Annotated in this window: 12 protein-coding genes; 4 read left to right on the top strand and 8 right to left on the bottom strand. The window is 61.1% G+C overall.

Annotation, left to right across the window (positions count from 1 at the left end; genetic code table 11):
• The first annotated feature begins 210 nt into the window (after positions 1-210).
• Positions 211-1716 carry an aminotransferase-like domain-containing protein gene (locus tag AC5WNJ_RS08855; RefSeq protein WP_153635867.1) on the top strand — a complete coding sequence of 502 codons (1506 nt, stop codon included), beginning with the start codon at positions 211-213 and terminating at the stop codon, positions 1714-1716.
• Between the two features lie 88 nt (positions 1717-1804).
• Here the strand turns inward: AC5WNJ_RS08855 and AC5WNJ_RS08850 are convergent, their stop codons facing one another.
• The 7 genes from AC5WNJ_RS08850 to AC5WNJ_RS08820 form a co-directional block, all read right to left on the bottom strand.
• Complete coding sequence (locus tag AC5WNJ_RS08850; RefSeq protein ID WP_495929398.1) at positions 1805-2545, bottom strand: c-type cytochrome; 741 nt, start codon at positions 2543-2545, stop codon at positions 1805-1807.
• Positions 2546-2621: 76 nt separating this feature from the next.
• Positions 2622-4226 (bottom strand): flavin monoamine oxidase family protein, encoded by a 1605-nt coding sequence (locus tag AC5WNJ_RS08845; protein ID WP_153635865.1) that lies wholly within the window; start codon positions 4224-4226, stop codon positions 2622-2624.
• A gap of 10 nt (positions 4227-4236) precedes the next feature.
• On the bottom strand, positions 4237-5733 hold the full coding sequence (locus AC5WNJ_RS08840; RefSeq protein ID WP_153635864.1) for a cytochrome c: 1497 nt from the start codon (positions 5731-5733) through the stop codon (positions 4237-4239).
• 782 nt (positions 5734-6515) lie between these two features.
• Complete coding sequence (locus AC5WNJ_RS08835; RefSeq protein ID WP_197738652.1) at positions 6516-7592, bottom strand: hypothetical protein; 1077 nt, start codon at positions 7590-7592, stop codon at positions 6516-6518.
• A 213-nt stretch (positions 7593-7805) separates the two neighbouring features.
• A complete protein-coding gene (locus AC5WNJ_RS08830) occupies positions 7806-8828 on the bottom strand; it encodes a patatin-like phospholipase family protein (RefSeq protein ID WP_153635862.1) in 1023 nt (340 codons plus the stop codon).
• Between the two features lie 326 nt (positions 8829-9154).
• On the bottom strand, positions 9155-10009 hold the full coding sequence (locus AC5WNJ_RS08825) for an SDR family oxidoreductase (RefSeq protein ID WP_153635861.1): 855 nt from the start codon (positions 10007-10009) through the stop codon (positions 9155-9157).
• Positions 10010-10209: 200 nt separating this feature from the next.
• Entirely contained in the window at positions 10210-10563 is a 354-nt protein-coding gene (locus AC5WNJ_RS08820; protein ID WP_153635860.1) for a hypothetical protein, read from the bottom strand.
• Between the two features lie 440 nt (positions 10564-11003).
• Here AC5WNJ_RS08820 and AC5WNJ_RS08815 point away from each other — a divergent pair, with 440 nt between their 5' ends.
• Positions 11004-11813 carry a spermidine synthase gene (locus AC5WNJ_RS08815; RefSeq protein WP_197738651.1) on the top strand — a complete coding sequence of 270 codons (810 nt, stop codon included), beginning with the start codon at positions 11004-11006 and terminating at the stop codon, positions 11811-11813.
• 229 nt (positions 11814-12042) lie between these two features.
• On the opposite strand, the gene AC5WNJ_RS08810 is transcribed toward AC5WNJ_RS08815, so the two are convergent.
• Positions 12043-12483, bottom strand: a complete 441-nt coding sequence (locus AC5WNJ_RS08810; RefSeq protein ID WP_153635859.1) for a hemerythrin domain-containing protein — start codon at positions 12481-12483, stop codon at positions 12043-12045.
• 267 nt (positions 12484-12750) lie between these two features.
• Between AC5WNJ_RS08810 and AC5WNJ_RS08805 the strand changes: the two genes are divergently transcribed.
• Positions 12751-15189, top strand: coding sequence for an FdhF/YdeP family oxidoreductase (locus AC5WNJ_RS08805; RefSeq protein WP_153635858.1), 2439 nt, complete (start codon positions 12751-12753; stop codon positions 15187-15189).
• Positions 15190-15719: 530 nt separating this feature from the next.
• Positions 15720-16982 (top strand): cytosine permease, encoded by a 1263-nt coding sequence (gene codB, locus AC5WNJ_RS08800; RefSeq protein WP_153636878.1) that lies wholly within the window; start codon positions 15720-15722, stop codon positions 16980-16982.
• Positions 16983-17070: the final 88 nt, after the last annotated feature.

Genomic DNA, 17070 nt, shown 5'->3' with positions numbered 1-17070 from the left:
CCCGCCTGATTGATGAAACACACGCTATCAGCGCCCACTGTTTAGGCGAATAGACCAATTGCGCGTTTGACTGGACCAATCGACTGGGGCTGCGGATAATCAGGGCTGAATGGGCGTTGCGCGCCGGCCTTGAAGCGCGTGGCTGACGGGAGTGGGACAACCTCGAGGAGCTGCGTGACACCATATCGACAACGACAACGGGAGACTTGGATGGAACTGGCTGCGCTTGAGCCGCTGATCGAATGTTATCGCCGCCAGTCCGAGACCTTGGGCAAGCAGGTGCGCCTGGAGCAGGCGTTGCTGGAGATGATCCGCGAACAGTGGCCCGTCGGTGCTCGGCTGCCGCCGCACCGCAAACTGTGCGATGCACTGGGGGTGGCGCGCAACACCTTGTCATTGGCCATTAAGTCATTGATAGATGAGGGCTATCTACACACCGGGCAGGGTCAGGGCACCTGGACGCGCCGCCCCTATGCCGCGAGACCCGGCAGCGCCATGCCTGAGGCATCACCTGTGCCACTGCCGCTCTCCACCCGTGCGCACCGGGTGCTGGGCGGGCAGGGGGCCAGCCTGATCCAGAGTGGTGCCTTCGTGCCGGGCATTCCGGATATCGCACGCTTTCCGATGCGCAAGTGGCGTCAGCTATATGCCAGTGTGACGGTGCCCCACAATGCGCTGCTGCTGTCGTATTCGAGCGGCGGCTACGGCCCGCTCAAGCGTGAGATACGCGATTTTCTACGCCGCTGGCGCAATATCGATTGCGATACCCAGCAGATCATCATCACCGAGGGCACTCACCACGGCATCGAACTGTGCGCGCTGGCGCTGGCAGATGCGGGGCAGCAGGTGGTGATGGAGTCTCCCTGCTACTGGGGGGCACGCAATGTCTTTCTGGCCGCTGGACTCGAGACCCGGCAGATTCCCTGGCGGCCTGTTAGCGACACGACGGGCGAGGCCGGACATGATCTCACCGCGCTTGCCAAGGGGCCGGTGCAGATTGCCTACTTCACCGGCTCGCATCACTATCCTTTGAGTGTGCCCACCTCGCGGTGTGACAAGCTGGCGCTCTGCGAGGTCTGTCAGCCCGCCTATATCCTCGAGGATGATTACGAGTTCAGCGGTGATGATCATGGCGAGTTGCTGTTTGATCCCGATTCCGGCAATCGCCTGCTGGTGGGCTCGTTCTCCAAGCTGATGTTTCCCGGGCTGCGGCTGGGCTACCTGGTGGTACCGCGCGCGCTGGCCGGGCCGATGAACCGTCTGCGCAGTGAGGTGTTCCGCGAGGGGCGAATGCTCGATCAGGCGGTGCTGGCGCAGTTCATCGCCGATGGCGATCTGGACGCTTGGTATCAGCGCATCCAGCGCGATTATCTGGGCCGACAGCAGGTGGTGCATGACCAGCTGTGCCAGGTGAAGGGCGTGATCAGTGTCTCGCCGCCATCACGCGGTATCAGCCTGTGCGTGCAATTTGCCCCCGAGATCGACGACAAGCGCGTCGCGCAACTGATGGTCAAGGAGCATCTGATCGTGCGGCCGTTAAGTCCGGTGTGTAGTGCCAATGATTCGCGTCGTGGCCTGGTGCTCGGAGTGGGGATGTTGGCGGGAGATAGCCTTGTCAACGAGGTGGCGCGCCTACGGCGCACGCTGGAGAGCATCCTGAGCATGCGCGACATCCGTTTGGGCGGCACCCCGCTGGGCGGCTCCCCGCTACGCTAGTCCTGACGGGTATGACGACACTCGCTGTCGTGATCCTGTGGCCTGCGGACGGGCGTGATTGCTGACCACAGGATAGGTACGCCCGGCTTCAGCGAGGTTCGGCCTTGCCGAGATCGGGACGCATGCGCGCGACATCCTCGGCGCTCAGCGTCGCCTCGAGCTGGTTGCCGAAATGGCTGCGCAGGTGATTCACCACATCGGCGATCTGCTTGTCACTCAAGGTGTCGCCGAAGCCAGGCATGCCGCGCAGGCCATTGAGCACCACATCAACGGCATAGTAGGGCGTGCGCAGGCGTTCATTGCCGACGAAGGACGGGAAGGTGCCGGCACTCTGAGCGCCTTGACCATCTGCCATGTGGCAGGCCTGACACAGGGTCTCATAGACTGCCTTGCCGCTGCTGGCGGAATAGCCCTTGGTGTCGGCAAACCACTCCTCCCAGCGCGGGTTCACCTCCTGGCTGCCGGACGTGACGGGCGCACTGATAGTGCCTGTCTTCCCCGTTGCCTCGCCGGTGGCTTTCAGGGTGCCCTTGCTGGCGCCTGGCCTAGAGCTGTCCTCGGCGGTCTTGTCAGTCGAGTTGCTGGCGCCTTCTCGGGAAGGCCCGCCAGCACCGCTTTCGGGTGTCTTTTTCGCCCCTTGTTCAGGCTTCCGGTCCGGGGGTGCCGTGGTGGCCTGGCGGGAGTCTGCCTGACTCACTACCCACGGCGGCGTGAGACGGTGATGTTGCATACTGTCGTTCGTCGCTGCGGCGGCCGATACCGTCAGGGCCGTGGTGGTCAGACTCACCGCGCCCAGAGCACAGGCCATCACGCTGCTACGCCATCCCATGGTGGCGAATTTCGTTGCTTGCCTGGTTGCGCCCTTCGCCGATGAACCGGTGTCGTGGAAGATCAACTTGGCCCCCTCAGGCGCTTGCCTTGTGCTTGGTGGCTTTCTCGTGCAGACGTTGGCTGGCATCCATGCCCGACAGAATGGCGCCTTCCTGCCAGGCAGGGATGTAGGAGCAGTGCTCGCCGGCCAGCACCAGTCGATGATCGATCTCGCACAGTGTCTCGTAGTGTGCCGCACGCAGTTCATCGGTCCACAGGCCGTAGCAGCCCAGTGACCAGGGGCTGCGATGCCAGGACCACGAGACCCCGCTCAAGAATTCCTCTTCATACTGGGGGTGGATCTGTTTGCCGTAGGCCAGCGCTGCCTTGATGCGTTCCCTGGCGGTCAGCGTGGACATCGTGTAGCTGTTGGGATCATCGAAGGTGTAGGCAGCCAGCAGGACCGCCGGGCCATCACTGAAGTAGTCGTAGGCCGGATAGGAGATGGTGGTGATTGGCAGGTCGGTGAAGGTAATACCCCCGAAGATGCTCTCGTCCTGTTCCCAGAAGCGACGCTTGAACTCGAGACCGGTCTTGGTGGAGCTGCCATAGGGCACTGCGGCGATGGCCTGACGCAAGGCCGGCGAGGCATCCACTGGAATCTGGCTGAGGATCGACAGCGGAATGTTGCACACGCACCAGTCGGCACTGCGCGTCTTGATGTCGTCCGGCCGGCTCGGGTCGATGTAGTGCACGATGACCTGAGTCTCGGACTGTTCGATGCGCACCACCTGGGCGCGATATTCAATCAGGTCCCCGACCTCGCGCGCGAAGCCCTTGGCGATCTGATCCATGCCGCCCACCGGCTCGAAGATGGTGTGCTGGTACTCGTTGTTGAAGTAATCCAGCAGCAGTCCCCACAGGCCGGAGTGCAGCAGCTCCTTGAAATCCAGTGGCTTGCTGGGCGACGGCCTTGGCATCAGGCCGCCGGCAGGCCAATGCTCGTAGCCTCGGAAGCGGCTGGCCTTGAGACTTTGCTGATACTGGTGATCGCCGGTCAGGCGCCCCCAGTCATCCAGCTGGTCGAGCAGAGCCTCGCAGTCTTCCTTCGTCAGTACTTCGTCCAGTGCACGTTGGTCGGTGGCCTTGGCCAGCAGCTCCGAGGTGTAGCCGTGGATGTCGGTCAGCACTTCCCGTACCCGCTGTGGCTTGCCCTCAAAAGCGTTCTGCGCGTGCACATAGGCGTTGTAGTTGAGCTGGATGAAGGGTTCTAGCTTGACCCCGAATTTCTTGCAGTAATGCAGCACACCGTAGTGGTGATAAGGCACCCGCCACGGGCCGACATTGATGTAGTTGCCAGGTGAGAAGTCGCAGTGCTGTGTCTCGCCGGAAAGATCAGTGACCGTATCCCCGGCGTGGAGCGTGAAGCAGCGCCCGCCGGCCCGCTCGCTGTATTCCAGTACGCTGACGTCGTAACCCGCCTTGCGCAATTCGTAGGCCGCCGTCATGCCCCCGAGGCCGGCCCCCAGCACCAGGACGCTGTCGCCCTTGGGGGCCTGTGAGAGATTCAATTCACCGGTGAAGGTCGAGGCCTTGGCAAGGCCCATGGAGGACATGGCGGAATACAGTGCGCTCGCACCAGCGGTTCTGCCGATCATGGTCAGCAGGTCGCGACGTGTCATGAAAGGAGGCGTAGGCATGAGAACACCCTTATGGCGAGTGATGGGTATTGGACGTGGCACTGGCGGGCTGGCGGCGATCACGGCGCCGCCATAGCCACCAACCAGCGAGGCCCGCCAGTGTCACGGCCACGATAATGCCCAGCCAGGCGAGGGTACCGGCGTGGCGTATCAGTGCCGGCACCGGGCGCTCACCCGTGATCAGCTCATTGACGTCCTGCGCCGTGAGCTGACTCTCGTCGTGCCCGCCAAACTCGGTTCTGACATGGTTGGCCACCTTGGCGGTCTCGGCATGGCTCAACACTTCAGCAAAGCCCGGCATCTGAGGCAGTGGCGTCGCGCCTTGATAGGCGACACCCTCGGTAATCACCGCGATGAGGTTGCGCGGGTCGGCGCGCCGCAGGGTGGTGTTCCCGTTCAGACTCGGGTAGTAGGAGACCGGCTGACCATTGCCATCCGCCGCGTGGCAGGCTGCACAATGGGTGAGGTAGAGCCCCTGTCCGGTGTCTGGTTGCGCGATATCGTCTGGCCTGAGGCCTTGCGTTGCCAGCGTGTCTTCGCGGTGGCGGGTGGCGGGGCTCACCACCGGCTCATGGCCTAGCAGTGCCTGATTGGCCATCTGATCGAACACGGGCTGTTGCTGGGTCTCATCCTCAATTGCTGGCACCGTCTTCAGATAAGCGGCGATCGCCAGACGATCCTTCTCGCTCAGATATTGCAGGCTCTGATGGACAGCCTCGCCCATGGGGCCGGCTGCCTGGGCGACATAGCCTGCCATGCCATGTTTGAAATAATCCGCCAGTTGCTGGTCTTGCCAGGCACCGATACCCGACGTCTCATCGGAGGTTATGTTGGGGGCCGACCAGATTCCCAACCGTGCACCACTCAGATAACGCGTCGAGTCACTGGCCATGAAATCATCGCGAGGGGTATGGCAGGTACCACAATGTGCCAGATGATCCACGAGGTATTGCCCACGACTCACCGCCCCATCCTGCCCCTGTGAGGCAGGATCATCTTCAAGTTCGAGCGTATTCCACATCGCCATCAATATCCGGAAATTGAATGGGAAGTCCATGTCGGTGTGGGCCTCGGGTTCGCGATCCACTGCGGGAATACTTTGCAGATAGGCGTATAGTGCCGCGATATCGTCTTGCTTCATGCCACGATAGGAAGGGTAAGGCATGGCGGGATACAGGTGGCTGCCGTCGGGCGTCTTGCCATGGCGCAATACGTTGGTGAGGTCTTCCAGCGAATAATCGCCGATACCGTATTCCTTTGATGATGTGATATTGGTGGCGACCACGTCGCCCATCGGCGTGCTGATCGGCCGGCCCCCAGCGTATGGCGTGCCATCAGGGCCCATGTGGCAAGCCGCGCAGTCAGCCGCCCGGGCGATGTATTTCCCATGCTCGATCTCGGCCCTGGGAGATGTGGTCTCGGTTGCTTCACTGGCATGAGCGGTGGTGATCCCTACCATACTGCCCAGTACCAGCAGTCCCGTTGTCCGTAACGATTGCTTGCGCATGAGTCACGTCCTGTCATGGGTAACGAAGGCAAATCGTGGCGTCCTGACCTGGATAATGACTATCAATCTCCCAGTCAAAGGACTGACATTCCTGTGTGATTCCTCTGAACAAGCCTTGTCGCTCTTCAATCCGGCTATCCAGGGTCAAGAACGTATTTCTCATCAGGTGATGTTCTGCCACCTGCTAGTCTGACATGTTTTCATGTTAGTTCAGGTTCTGCGATTATTCTAAAGTTTAGCGATTTCCCGCAAGTTCATGGTGGGCGTCTCGAGAGCAGGGGCCACTGAAGCTGGAGTTGGATAGTTGAATTAACGGAAAACCTCTACCGTCAAGAGCAGTCTTCAAGAGTAATCAGAAAGAGCAGCCGCGAGGAGGAGGTCAGGCGAAGTCGCCAAGGGAAGATTGACAGAGGATACGGGGACGGCCTGAGTGAGAGGGTACAGCGGAAAGCAGGGCTGAGAGCAGAAGAGACTCTCATCAGGATGGAATGATCAGGATGGAATAAAGAGGGGAGTCAGGAACGAAACGGGCAGCGGAGTAATTCGCGAAGTGCGGAGGGAGCAGTGGGCGAAACAGCGTGAATCTCAAGCTCCGTGCCTGAAGCTCTGTTTCTCAAGTGCTAGATCTCAAGTGCCATGTCTCAGGTTGTATATCTCAGGTTCCATGTCTCAAGCCCATAGAGATGATCGATAACTGAAAGCCGTGCGCAACCTGCCGAAGAGAGACGGTAAATGCCCTCTGAACCATGCTTCCTGCCTCTGGCCCAGAGGGAGGTGGACTGCTAGCGCATGCGCTCGGTCAGCTTGCGGAATTCCTCGCGCATAGCGCTGTTCTCGAAGCTGGTGGCGACCGGCACCTGCAGTCCGGCGAGGGTGTCGAAGGTCTTGACACCCTGGCGGATCAGGTCGGCGACGTGAGCGCTGAGCTTGACGGTGCGATAGGTATTGGTCGCCACCGCAAGCTCGCGCTGGCTCTTGGTCAGAGAGGTCGTGACGCGGTCGCGCTGCTCGGTGACCAGCGAACGATACAGGTTGATCGTCTTGAGCGTCAGCGTATTGGCGCGGATGTTGTTTTCCAGGCTCTCGCGTGATCCGCCTTGCTTGATCAGCGTGCGCGCTTCTCGCGTGGTGGCCTCGGCTTCGTCGGCGAAGCCTTGCAGTTGCGGCAGTACCTCATCATTCACGCGCGTGATGAAGTCCTGCTGCATGGTCACGATCATGCGGTGAAGCATGACGACCATGCCGTAATAACGACGCGCGTAGTCGAGGTTCTCGCCGCTGTCGCGGGTCAGCTCCGCGAGCTGCTGGGCCACCGACTTGATGCTGGCGAACACTACACTCATGGTCAGCACATCATCGCCGACCACCGAGGACAGCCATACCTGGATCTGGTCTGGCGTCAGGGTGATGCCGATCTCCTCGAGTCGCGCGGCCAGCTTGCCTTCCAGCGTGGTCAGCTCGCCCTGATAGGCGGCGATGTTCTTCTCATGCGCGGCGATCAGCAGATCATAATCGCCGCGCGTACTGGCGGTGAATTCGCGCAGGGTGTCGGTGGGCGTGAGGCGCGTCAGCGTCGAGACATCGGTGTCAGGCGCAAGGATGCGCTTTTCCTTCAACTCGGAAATCTCGCTACGCGACTCGCGTATCTTGTCCTCGACCTGGCGATAGGTGCTGCGCAGTGTCGAGAGTTGCGGGACGTCGAGGGCCTGCATGGCTTCCTCTATCATCTCGTCCATATCGCTGCGCGCCGACGCTTGATCTCGGCTGATCCATGCCTCTTCCGGCAAGGTATCCATTTCATCGAAATAGCTGACCGCCTTCTTCAGGGTGGCGAAGGCTTCCGGCTGGTCAAAGTGCATATCGTCGTCTGACTGCGCTGTAGTGGGTACGAGAATCGCCAGAGATAATGTGAAAGTCACCAGCATTCGCCATGTTGAGGTGGCGGGGCGAATGCGAGTGTCTTGCGGTGTGCCATGTGTCATTGAATGAACTCGGGTCGGCGTGAAGCACGGCAGCGCAGAGTAGCAAAATCGCTGACAGACGTCTCCGAGTGCAATGTGGGGAAGGCTTGCTCAGTGCGGTTGATAGGCTTGCGGCCGGCCGGTGAGAGGATCGATGCGGTCAAGCGAGGGCCCTTGGTAGCGGTCGGTGATCAGGGCCACCACGGCGTCACCATATTGCTCGAACCAGAAATCGCCCATGACCTTCAGATGCTTGATGTTGGTGGTGCTGATGTCGTCCATCGCGTCATCAGGCGCCTTGAGCATCCCCGGTTGCGGGCGCATCTCGGCATTGACGCGGATATAGCTGCCCGGCGGCGAGATGGTGATGGCCTGATAGCCGACCACCTTCTCATCGGAGAGCACGTCGATCAGGCTGCCTTCCAGCACCCACTGTACTGCGCCCCAGTGCTGCGAATCCGGGCCATTGATCTTGCGCGTGCGTGTTCCGGTGCCGATCGACAGCACGCGACGCGGCTCATGCGGCCACAGGCGACAGGCTTCGGCGATGGCGCACATGGTGGGGTTGTTGGCGATGACGCCGCCATCGATCAGCCAGGTCTGCTCGTTGTCCGGCCCGAGCTTCATGTCTCGGGTCGGGAAGTAGGTCGGCGCCGCGCTGGAGGCATCCGCCACCTGCCAGGCCAGCAGCTTGTGATGCTCGCGCTTGCTCGACTTCAGGACATGCGGGCGGCGTCTCTCGATGCCGTAGGTGACGACAAGCACCTGCTTGCCAGCGGGGACATCCCTGAGCTTGGCCTGGCCGAGGTGCTTCTTGAGCATCGTGCTCTTGCCCTTGGCCTCGTACTTGGGTGCATTGATGCCATCGAGTTCGAACCAGCCGCGGTTGTCGGCGAAGATCTGCCTGACGCTGGTCGCGCTGTAGAGCCCATTGATGTCCTCGAGGCTCATGTCGGTGGTCGCCAGCGCCAGCGCGATCAGGCTGCCGGTGCTGGTGCCTGCATAGAAATCGACCTGCTCACGCAGACTGGTACGGTGCTCATTCCTGAGTGTCGCATCGACACGCATCAGAAATTGAGCGGTGGCCGCCCCGCGTATGCCGCCGCCATCCAGAGAAAGAATCAACTTGGACATGCTTGCCTCCTGCAGAGCGGGTAATGCTCAATCCTGTCCACGGCAACGTCTGTGGCTGCTACCAGAATAGAGAGGCCACTGGCTTTCAGCCGACTGAAAAGACTGATAGAGACAGACAGGAGGACCTGATACTTCCAGGGAGAGCAAAGGCGGCTTGAGCGCTGAGCAGGCGCCGAGGTGCAGCGCGTCTTCCATGAACCGTCCCCTATGCAAGAAGGCCACCCGGATCGGGTGGCCTTGCGTTTCCTGCGCGGTTGTTTCTCGCCGCTTGCGGCGGTACTGCTCTCAAGCATCAGGCACAGTGGGAGCCTGAAAAAGCAGGGCGATCAGGTGTTGAGCACGACGCCGCCGTTGAGGTGGATTGTCTGGCCTGTCATGTAGCTTGAATCTTCGCTGGCCAGATAGACGTAGGCCGGGCCCATCTCGCTAGGCTGACCGGGGCGCTCCATCGGTACTTGCTGGCCGAAGTTGGCGACCTTCTCATCCTCGAAGCTGGCGGGGATCAAGGGAGTCCAGACCGGGCCGGGTGCAACCGCATTGACGCGAATGCCGCGGTCCATCAGCGTGCCGGAAAGTGAGCGTACCAGCCCCTGGATGGCGCCCTTGGTGGCGCTGTAATCGATCAGGCTGTCGTTGCCCTTGAAGGCGTTGACGGACGAGGTGGCGATGATGGAGTCGCCTTTGGAAAGATGCGGCACGGCGGCCTTGATCATGTAGAAGTGGCTGAACAGATTGGTCTTGAAGGTGCGCTCGATCTGTTCGTCATCGATCTCGGTGACGTCGTCCCAGTCGTACTGTTCTGCAGCATTGTTGACCAGGATATTCAGCTGACCGAATTCCTCCAGAGCGCCCTCGACAACCTTGCGGCAGAAGGCCGGGTCACCGATATCCCCTGCGATGCGGCGTCCGCGTCTGCCTTCGGCTTCGATCAGACGGATGGTCTCCTGGGCATCGACTTCTTCACTGCCCAGGTGCGTGATCAGACAATCGGCACCCTCGCGTGCGAAGTGCACGGCGGCGGCGCGACCGATACCGCTGTCACCACCGGTGATGACTGCCACCTTGCCCAGAAGTTTGCCGCTGCCCCGATAGCTCTCGCGGATATATTCGGGCTTGGGGTCCATGCGATGTTCATCGCCCGGTTGATAGTTCTGATGCTGTGGGGGCTGTTGCTGAGTCATGCCGTCACCTCCGGTTCGTTGATCGTGAATGCGCTGCTGCGCGTTCAGACGCTGAACGTCTACCCACAGATCTGTGGACGATCGTGGCGGATTAAACCCCCTTAATCATGATTTTCTTGTTTAGCGATATAAAAACGCCCAGCCCCGTGTGAACGGAGCTGGGCGTCAGAATGTCTCGTCATCGGCAAGCCTGACGGTTGTCAGGAGGCGATATCCTCATGCTTGTCTTGCATGGTGGCTGGCGTACTGGCGCCCGCTGCCAAGGCCTGCGCAAGCGGAACACGCGGCTCGCTTTCCTCGGTCTGTTCTATTCCGTGCAGGCTCGGCAAATTGGCAGGATCATGCCCGGGGCCGGTTTCGAGGCTGGGCAATGCCTTGCGAATGATGTTGGCGCACAGGGCACGGTGTGCATGCAGTGTCAGACCTTCCCGTTCGAGGAATTGCAGCAGCCGAGTGGCTGAGACCAACGCCACGATGGGATGGAGATCGCGAAAATGTTCCTCGACCTGGCTGGCACTGATCGTCGCGAGTCGCTCCGGATGGGTATGCGGCATCGAAATATCCTCTTTTCGGGTTCCGATGAGTCGGAATCTTGAGTGATTCTCTAGGTGTCACGCTGCTTCGTCGGTGGTGAGGCTAGCCCATCTGCCGGCGAGACCCACGCGCTTTACATTGCGCGCCAGCCATCAGGCAAGTGACAGTTGCTACTGAGAGTGTTCGTTCTGAGTGTGTCTGGTTTACGACGGTGTTGCGTTCTACAAAAGCTAGTATTAGAGAATTCGCGAATATCTTCCAGCCTTGATGCGCGCATGCTCTCATTTTTCTCGTGCTTTCGCGAAACTTCATGCCTTCGCGCAGGCGGATGCCTGCCATGGGGTTCTGACTGTTAGACTAACGCTCCCCCATGTCGTACAGATGTCCGTCATGTTGAATATAGTCAGGATGGCCACGAAGCCACCTGACAGATGATCATTTTTCCTTCTATGGATGTGCCATGAAACGCTTTGTGCTGCTCGATACCGCGCCGATCCCCGGCACGTCGGATTCGTTGTGCCTGTTCGAGTATGGCGAGGACTTCGTCATCAAGATCGAGAGCGGCAAGGGCGGGCAGCTGATGAACACCCGCATGCATGGCTCGGAAGATGCGCTGGCTGAGATTCCTGCCGGCCTGCTCAAGAGTCGCGGCACGTCGGCGGCGCCACAGCGCGTTCTGATCGGCGGCCTGGGGATGGGCTTCACGCTGGCTGCCGCGCTCAAGCACTTCAAGGCAGATGCCGAGGTGGTCGTCGCCGAGCTGGTACCGGGAGTGGTGGCCTGGAATGACGGCCCGCTGGGGGCCAAGGCGGGCTATCCGATTCGGGACCCGCGCACGACAGTCGAGAATCGCGATGTCGCCGAGATGCTGCGTGAAGCGCCCGGTGGCTTCGATGCCATCATGCTGGATGTGGACAATGGCCCGGAAGGCCTGACTGCGGATGACAACGACTGGCTCTACAGTGCGGAGGGGCTGGCGGTATGTGCCAGGGCGTTGCGCCCGGCCGGCATTCTGGCGGTGTGGTCGGCCACGGCCGATGCGCGTTTCTCGCAGCGCCTGTCGCGGGCCGGTTTCAAGGCCGAGGCGCGTCAGGTCTACGCGCATGGCACCTCGGGAGCCAAGCACACCATCTGGATCGCGCGTTACGTGGGGCGCTCCGAGGCACTTGATGCCAGGCCTAAGGCTGGGAGAGGCAAGGGCAAGCGCTCAGGCAGCCCAAGCAGAAAGTCGGCAGCGAAAGGTACCGCACGGCCATCGCGCCGCAAGTAACCCGAGTGCGTCGTGGCTGATGACGTGATGGATGACTCTTCGCCTCATTCGCTATGACACACGCTGTGAGAGACAGCAGCGCCTTCGCGGCTGGTTGAACGCATGACAAAACGGGCTGGCCACATGATGTGGTCAGCCCGTTTTCGTGTGCGTCATCGGCGCTTATCGATAGCATTCAGCCTGTCACAGCGCCAAGCGCTTTCGACCTGGCTCGATGCTGAATTCTGGCTCAGGCCGCTTCGCGCGCCTTCATGTCCTGATGATATTCCTCGGCGAGGCGCTTCTTGGTGGCGTCATCGAAGACGCGGCCTGCCAGCTGGAAGACTTCCTGCTCTTCCTCATCCAGATGGTGGGTCACCAGGTGCTCGAGCTGCTTGGCTGTGGCCAGCCAGCCCGGCGAGCTGTAGTCGGTCGCCTCGAGCTTCTCGACCAGTTCATCGATCTCATGGTGCTCGGCGACACTGTGACGCGCCTTCTCCTGCGTCATGTCGTGCTCCATCATCGGCATGTAGAGCGCGCGTTCCTCAGCACCGGCGTGATTGGTCAGCGATTCCTTGAGACGCTTGAACAGATCATCGCGCGGCTCGCTGTCACCCTCGGTCTGCAGCAGCATGTCCAGCAGGCGGCGTTGTTCGTCGTGGGTCTCGCGCAGGGCTTCAAATACGGTCATGTTCCAGCTCCTCATCATGTCTGGCGTGTTGAGTGGCAGGTCTGCTTGTGTGCGGTCTTGCTCAAGTGCGATCTTGTTTGTGTCAGGTCTGTACAACTCTGGTGGCGGATCGGCGGAAGTTCAAGTGCGCAACGGCGATCGGCCTTGAAAAAGGCTTGGCGCGAGTCAAGGAAGCAATGGTTACCCTTGAATTCTTTGTTCGGTGGCGTGACCGCAGCGGTGTCTGATCGATGCCAGCCGCCGGCCGCCACCGTCAGGAGCCCCGACATGTCCCAAGACCAGACCACGCCAGTCGATTCCTTCGGCCCCAAGGGGTCCCACGCGCCGGCGTTATCGGCGTCGCTGTCCGGCAGTCAGCTGGACCGGCCGCCGGGCGGTGGCTGGCCGTCGATCAAGGCGGTCGAGAAGTTCATCTGGCAGGAGCATCTACCCATCGAGGGCCATCGCAGCCTGATGAAGATGAACAAGCCCGATGGCTTCTACTGCCCGAGCTGCGCCTGGCCGAATGGTGACAAGCCCAAGGGGGCCAACTTCTGCGAAAACGGTGCCAAGGCGCTGGCGTGGGAGGCGACACGTGAACGAGTCAGTGATGAGCTGTTCGCCAACAATACGCTCAGCGAGTTGCGTGAATGGTCGGATCACCATCTGGAGAAGGAAGGGCGCTTGACGCGCCCCCTGCGCTACAACGCCCAGACGGACCGCTACGAGATCACCAGTTGGGAAGCTGCCTACGCCGAGATTGGCCAACGCCTCAAACGCTATGAGGACCCGAATCAGGTCGAGTTCTACACCTCGGGGCGTACCTCCAACGAGGCGGCGTTCCTGTTTTCCCTGTTCGGGCGCATGTACGGCACCAACAACTTCCCGGACTGCTCGAACATGTGTCACGAGACCACCTCCCGAGCGCTGCCGGAGTCCATCGGCATCGGCAAGGCGACGGTCAATCTCGAGGACTTCAAGCAGGCCGATGCCATCTTCATCTTCGGCCAGAACAGCGGCACCAACAGCCCGCGCATGATGGGGGATCTCCACGAGGCGCGTGGCCGCGGGGCCGAGGTGGTCAGCTTCAACCCGCTGCGCGAGCGGGCGCTGGTCAGCTTTGCCGATCCGCAGTCGCCCAAGGACATGCTGGGCGGCAAGGGTGTCGAGATCAGCAGTCAGTATCATCAGCTGCGCATCGGCGGGGACCTCGCCGCCGTGCAGGCGATGTGCAAGTACGTGATCGAGGCTGACGACGCGCTTCGCGAGTGCAATCCGCATGCGGTGGGCTATCTGGATCATGACTTCATCGCCCAGCATACCCACGGCTTTGATGCCTTCGCCGAGCATTGCCGCAAGCTCGAGTGGCGGGATCTGGTCGCCATGTCCGGCCTGTCACGTGAATCGCTGGAACAGGCGGGGCAAACCTATCTGGAGGCCGAGCGCGTGATCTGCTGCTGGGGCATGGGCATCACCCAGCATGCGCGCGGCGGCGACACCATCCAGCAGATCATCAATCTGTTGCTGCTGCGTGGCAATATCGGCAAGCCCGGCGCGGGCGCCTGCCCGATACGCGGCCATTCCAATGTGCAGGGTGACCGCACCGTCGGCATCGAGAACCTGCCCAATGACGCGATGCTGGATGCCTTCGATCGGGTCTTCGACATCAAGTGCCCGCGCGAGAATGGCCATGATGTCGCCGAATGCTGCGAGGCGATTCTGCGTGGCGAGGTACGGGCCTTCATCGGCATGGGCGGCAACTTCTTCCGTGCGATTCCCGATCAGAAGCGCGTGGTCGAGAAGGTACACGATCTCGACATGACGGTGCATGTCGCCACCAAGCTCAATCGCAGTCACCTGCACCCCGGCAAGCATGGTTGGGTGCTGCCCACGATTGGCCATAGCGAACGTGACCTGCAGGCGGGCGCCGATGGCAAGGGCGCGGAGCAGGTCTCCAGTGCCGAGGACGGTATGTGCAACGTGGCGCCGTCGCGCGGCGTGATGGCACCGGCGGACCCAAGCCTGCACTCCGAGATCGCCATCACCTGTCAGCTGGCCAAGGCGACGTTGCCGCCGCATCCGACCCTGGATTGGGATTGGCTGCAGGCGGATTACGCGCGCATCCGTGATCGCATCGAAGAGGTCTTCCCGCAGATCTTCCCCGACTACAATGCGCGCCTGGCTCAGGGCGGCTTCCATATCCGCATCGCCCCGCGCGAGCGCATCTGGCATACCGACTCGGGGCGTGCCAACTTCCTATTCCCCGAGGGGCTGGGCACGGATGAGGAGGGGCTGAACAAGGTCACCCATGAGACCCTGAACATGGATAGCACCTTCCTGCTCATCACCATGCGCGGTCACGACCAGTTCAATACCACCGTCTACTCCAATGACGACCGCTATCGCGACGTCTATGGCACGCGGATGGTGGTGATGATCAGCCCGCAGGATCTCGAGACGCTGGGCCTGAGCGAGGGTCAGCGCGTGACGCTGGAAACGGTCAGCGAAGACGGCGTCGAGCGCAGCATGGCGGGCTTCAAGCTCAAGGAATACGACATCCCGACCGGCTGTCTGGCAGCGTACTATCCGGAAACCAATGATCTGATTCCGCTGGATCACCGCGATGCGCGCAGCAATACGCCCGCCTCGAAATCGGTGCCGGTCAGACTGCGCCTGATGGACACTGAAGAGGTCAATGCCAGCGAAGGGGTGTTGGCGAGCAGCTGAAGGGCTTCAGCATGAACCGCTGAACAAGGAAAACCTGAAAAAATTTGCATCCTGTACTCGGCGTCAGGTTTCGATGTCAGTGCAGGACGCCTCGAGCCACGCCACGCGCTGCACTGAAAGAGTGCGCCGCGTGGCGTTCTGGTGTCTGGCACTCAAGTTGATGCCAAAGTCTGCGTAATTGAAGGGTTGTGGGTACTGCGCCGGACTAGTCGCGAAATCATTTCTGGAGGCGGTCCTGCGCCCAACCGCGCCTGCTGACAGGCCAGATCCTGACGCCTGTGTCAGCTTCATGAGGCAGACGACGAGCTGGCGTCTTGCACGGTTTGAGGATGGGTGGCGTGAATCTTGCGTGGTGGTAGGGTAGCGACCGCCGCTCTGACCACCACCTTGCGCGCAGGGGGCGGTGGCCGGCGTTCGGGCAGGCTGACACCACCACAAGACTCGACGACTCACGACCGAGCTCCAGGAAGGCACTCATGGCAGAAAACTCCTCACCGCACGCCTCAGACCGCACCTCAGATCAGCAATCGATGACAGGCGAATCCGGCAATGATTATCCCTTGAGCGAAGTGCCCGCTTCGGCACGACGTGGGCTGCTTTCCATCTCGATGGTGCTGCTCGGCTTCACCTTCTTTACCGCCACCATGTGGGCGGGTGGGTCATTGGGTGCCGCGTTCGCGCTCAATGAACTGCTGTGGATCATCGTGATCGGCAATCTGCTGCTCGGTGGTTACGCCGCTGCCCTGGCCTATATCGCCTGCAAGAGTGGTCTGAATTCAGTGCTGATGGGACGGCTGTGCTTTGGCGAGAAGGGCAGTCGCCTGTCTGACTTCGTGCTCGGGTTCACCCAGATCGGCTGGTACGCCTGGGGCACCGCGACCATCGCCATCGTGCTGGTCAAGACACTCGGCTTGCCGGAGTGGTTGACCACGCCGCTGATGATCATCTTCGGTTTTGCCTTCTGTCTGACGGCGATGATCGGCTATCGCGGGCTGGACATGCTCTCGCGCATCGCCGTGCCGGCCATGCTGCTGTTCATCCTGTTCAGTCTCTACACCGGCATGGTCGATGTCGGCGGCGTGGCAGGCCTTGCGTCACTGACGCCGACGGACTCCATGAGCTGGACGGCCGCCATCACCGCGGTGATCGGCACCTTCATCAGCGGTGGCACCCAGGCAACCAATTGGAGCCGCTTCGCGCGTTCGCCGAAGATCGCCGTCATTGCCACCCTGGCGGCCTTCTTCGCTGGCAATGGCCTGATGGTGCTCACCGGCGCGCTCGGCGCGATGATCTACCAGCAAGCCGATATCGTTGACGTGATGATCGCCCAGGGGCTGGTCAGCCTCGCCGTCCTGATGCTGTTCCTCAATATCTGGACCACCCAGGACAACACCATCTACAACTTCGCCATCGCCGGCTGCAATCTGCTGCGCACGCCGCATCGCCAGCGTGTCACTCTGGGCGGCGCGGCCATCGGCACAGTGCTGGCGGTACTCGGCATGTATGAGTGGCTGATTCCGTTCCTGATTCTGCTCGGCACCTTCATTCCGCCGATCGGCGGCGTGATCATGGCCAACTTCTGGCTCGGTCATAAAGGGCAGTATCCGCGCCTCGCCGAGATGCACAAGGTCGATTACCACTGGCCGGGTCTCGCCGCCTACGCCATCGCCTGCCTGTGCGCCTGGAGTTCACCCTTCATGCCGCCGGTCGTGGGTGTCATGGTCGCCTTCGTCGTCTACGGCGGGCTGAGCAAGCTTGCCAAGGTAGAACTGGCCAGCAAGACGGCGGCGTGAGTGGTTGAGCGTCTGGTGTGAAGGGCAGAGGAATATGAAACGCCCAACGAGTCCTGGACTCGTTGGGCGTTTTTCCTGGGGGGTAGCG

This window comes from Cobetia sp. PDI-23MA (assembly GCF_059507735.1).
The sequence above is the reverse complement of the archived record's forward strand: the minus strand, read 5'-3'. Positions and strand labels throughout refer to the sequence as shown.

Excerpts from the sequence above, each read along its gene's own strand:
- AC5WNJ_RS08855 (WP_153635867.1), top strand. The coding sequence starts at position 211 with ATGGAACTGGCTGCGCTTGAGCCGCTGATCGAATGTTATCGCCGCCAG.
- AC5WNJ_RS08850 (WP_495929398.1), bottom strand. The coding sequence starts at position 2,545 with ATGGGATGGCGTAGCAGCGTGATGGCCTGTGCTCTGGGCGCGGTGAGT.
- AC5WNJ_RS08845 (WP_153635865.1), bottom strand. The coding sequence starts at position 4,226 with ATGCCTACGCCTCCTTTCATGACACGTCGCGACCTGCTGACCATGATC.
- AC5WNJ_RS08840 (WP_153635864.1), bottom strand. The coding sequence starts at position 5,733 with ATGCGCAAGCAATCGTTACGGACAACGGGACTGCTGGTACTGGGCAGT.
- AC5WNJ_RS08835 (WP_197738652.1), bottom strand. The coding sequence starts at position 7,592 with ATGCACTTTGACCAGCCGGAAGCCTTCGCCACCCTGAAGAAGGCGGTC.
- AC5WNJ_RS08830 (WP_153635862.1), bottom strand. The coding sequence starts at position 8,828 with ATGTCCAAGTTGATTCTTTCTCTGGATGGCGGCGGCATACGCGGGGCG.
- AC5WNJ_RS08825 (WP_153635861.1), bottom strand. The coding sequence starts at position 10,009 with ATGACTCAGCAACAGCCCCCACAGCATCAGAACTATCAACCGGGCGAT.
- AC5WNJ_RS08820 (WP_153635860.1), bottom strand. The coding sequence starts at position 10,563 with ATGCCGCATACCCATCCGGAGCGACTCGCGACGATCAGTGCCAGCCAG.
- AC5WNJ_RS08815 (WP_197738651.1), top strand. The coding sequence starts at position 11,004 with ATGAAACGCTTTGTGCTGCTCGATACCGCGCCGATCCCCGGCACGTCG.
- AC5WNJ_RS08810 (WP_153635859.1), bottom strand. The coding sequence starts at position 12,483 with ATGACCGTATTTGAAGCCCTGCGCGAGACCCACGACGAACAACGCCGC.
- AC5WNJ_RS08805 (WP_153635858.1), top strand. The coding sequence starts at position 12,751 with ATGTCCCAAGACCAGACCACGCCAGTCGATTCCTTCGGCCCCAAGGGG.
- codB (WP_153636878.1), top strand. The coding sequence starts at position 15,720 with ATGACAGGCGAATCCGGCAATGATTATCCCTTGAGCGAAGTGCCCGCT.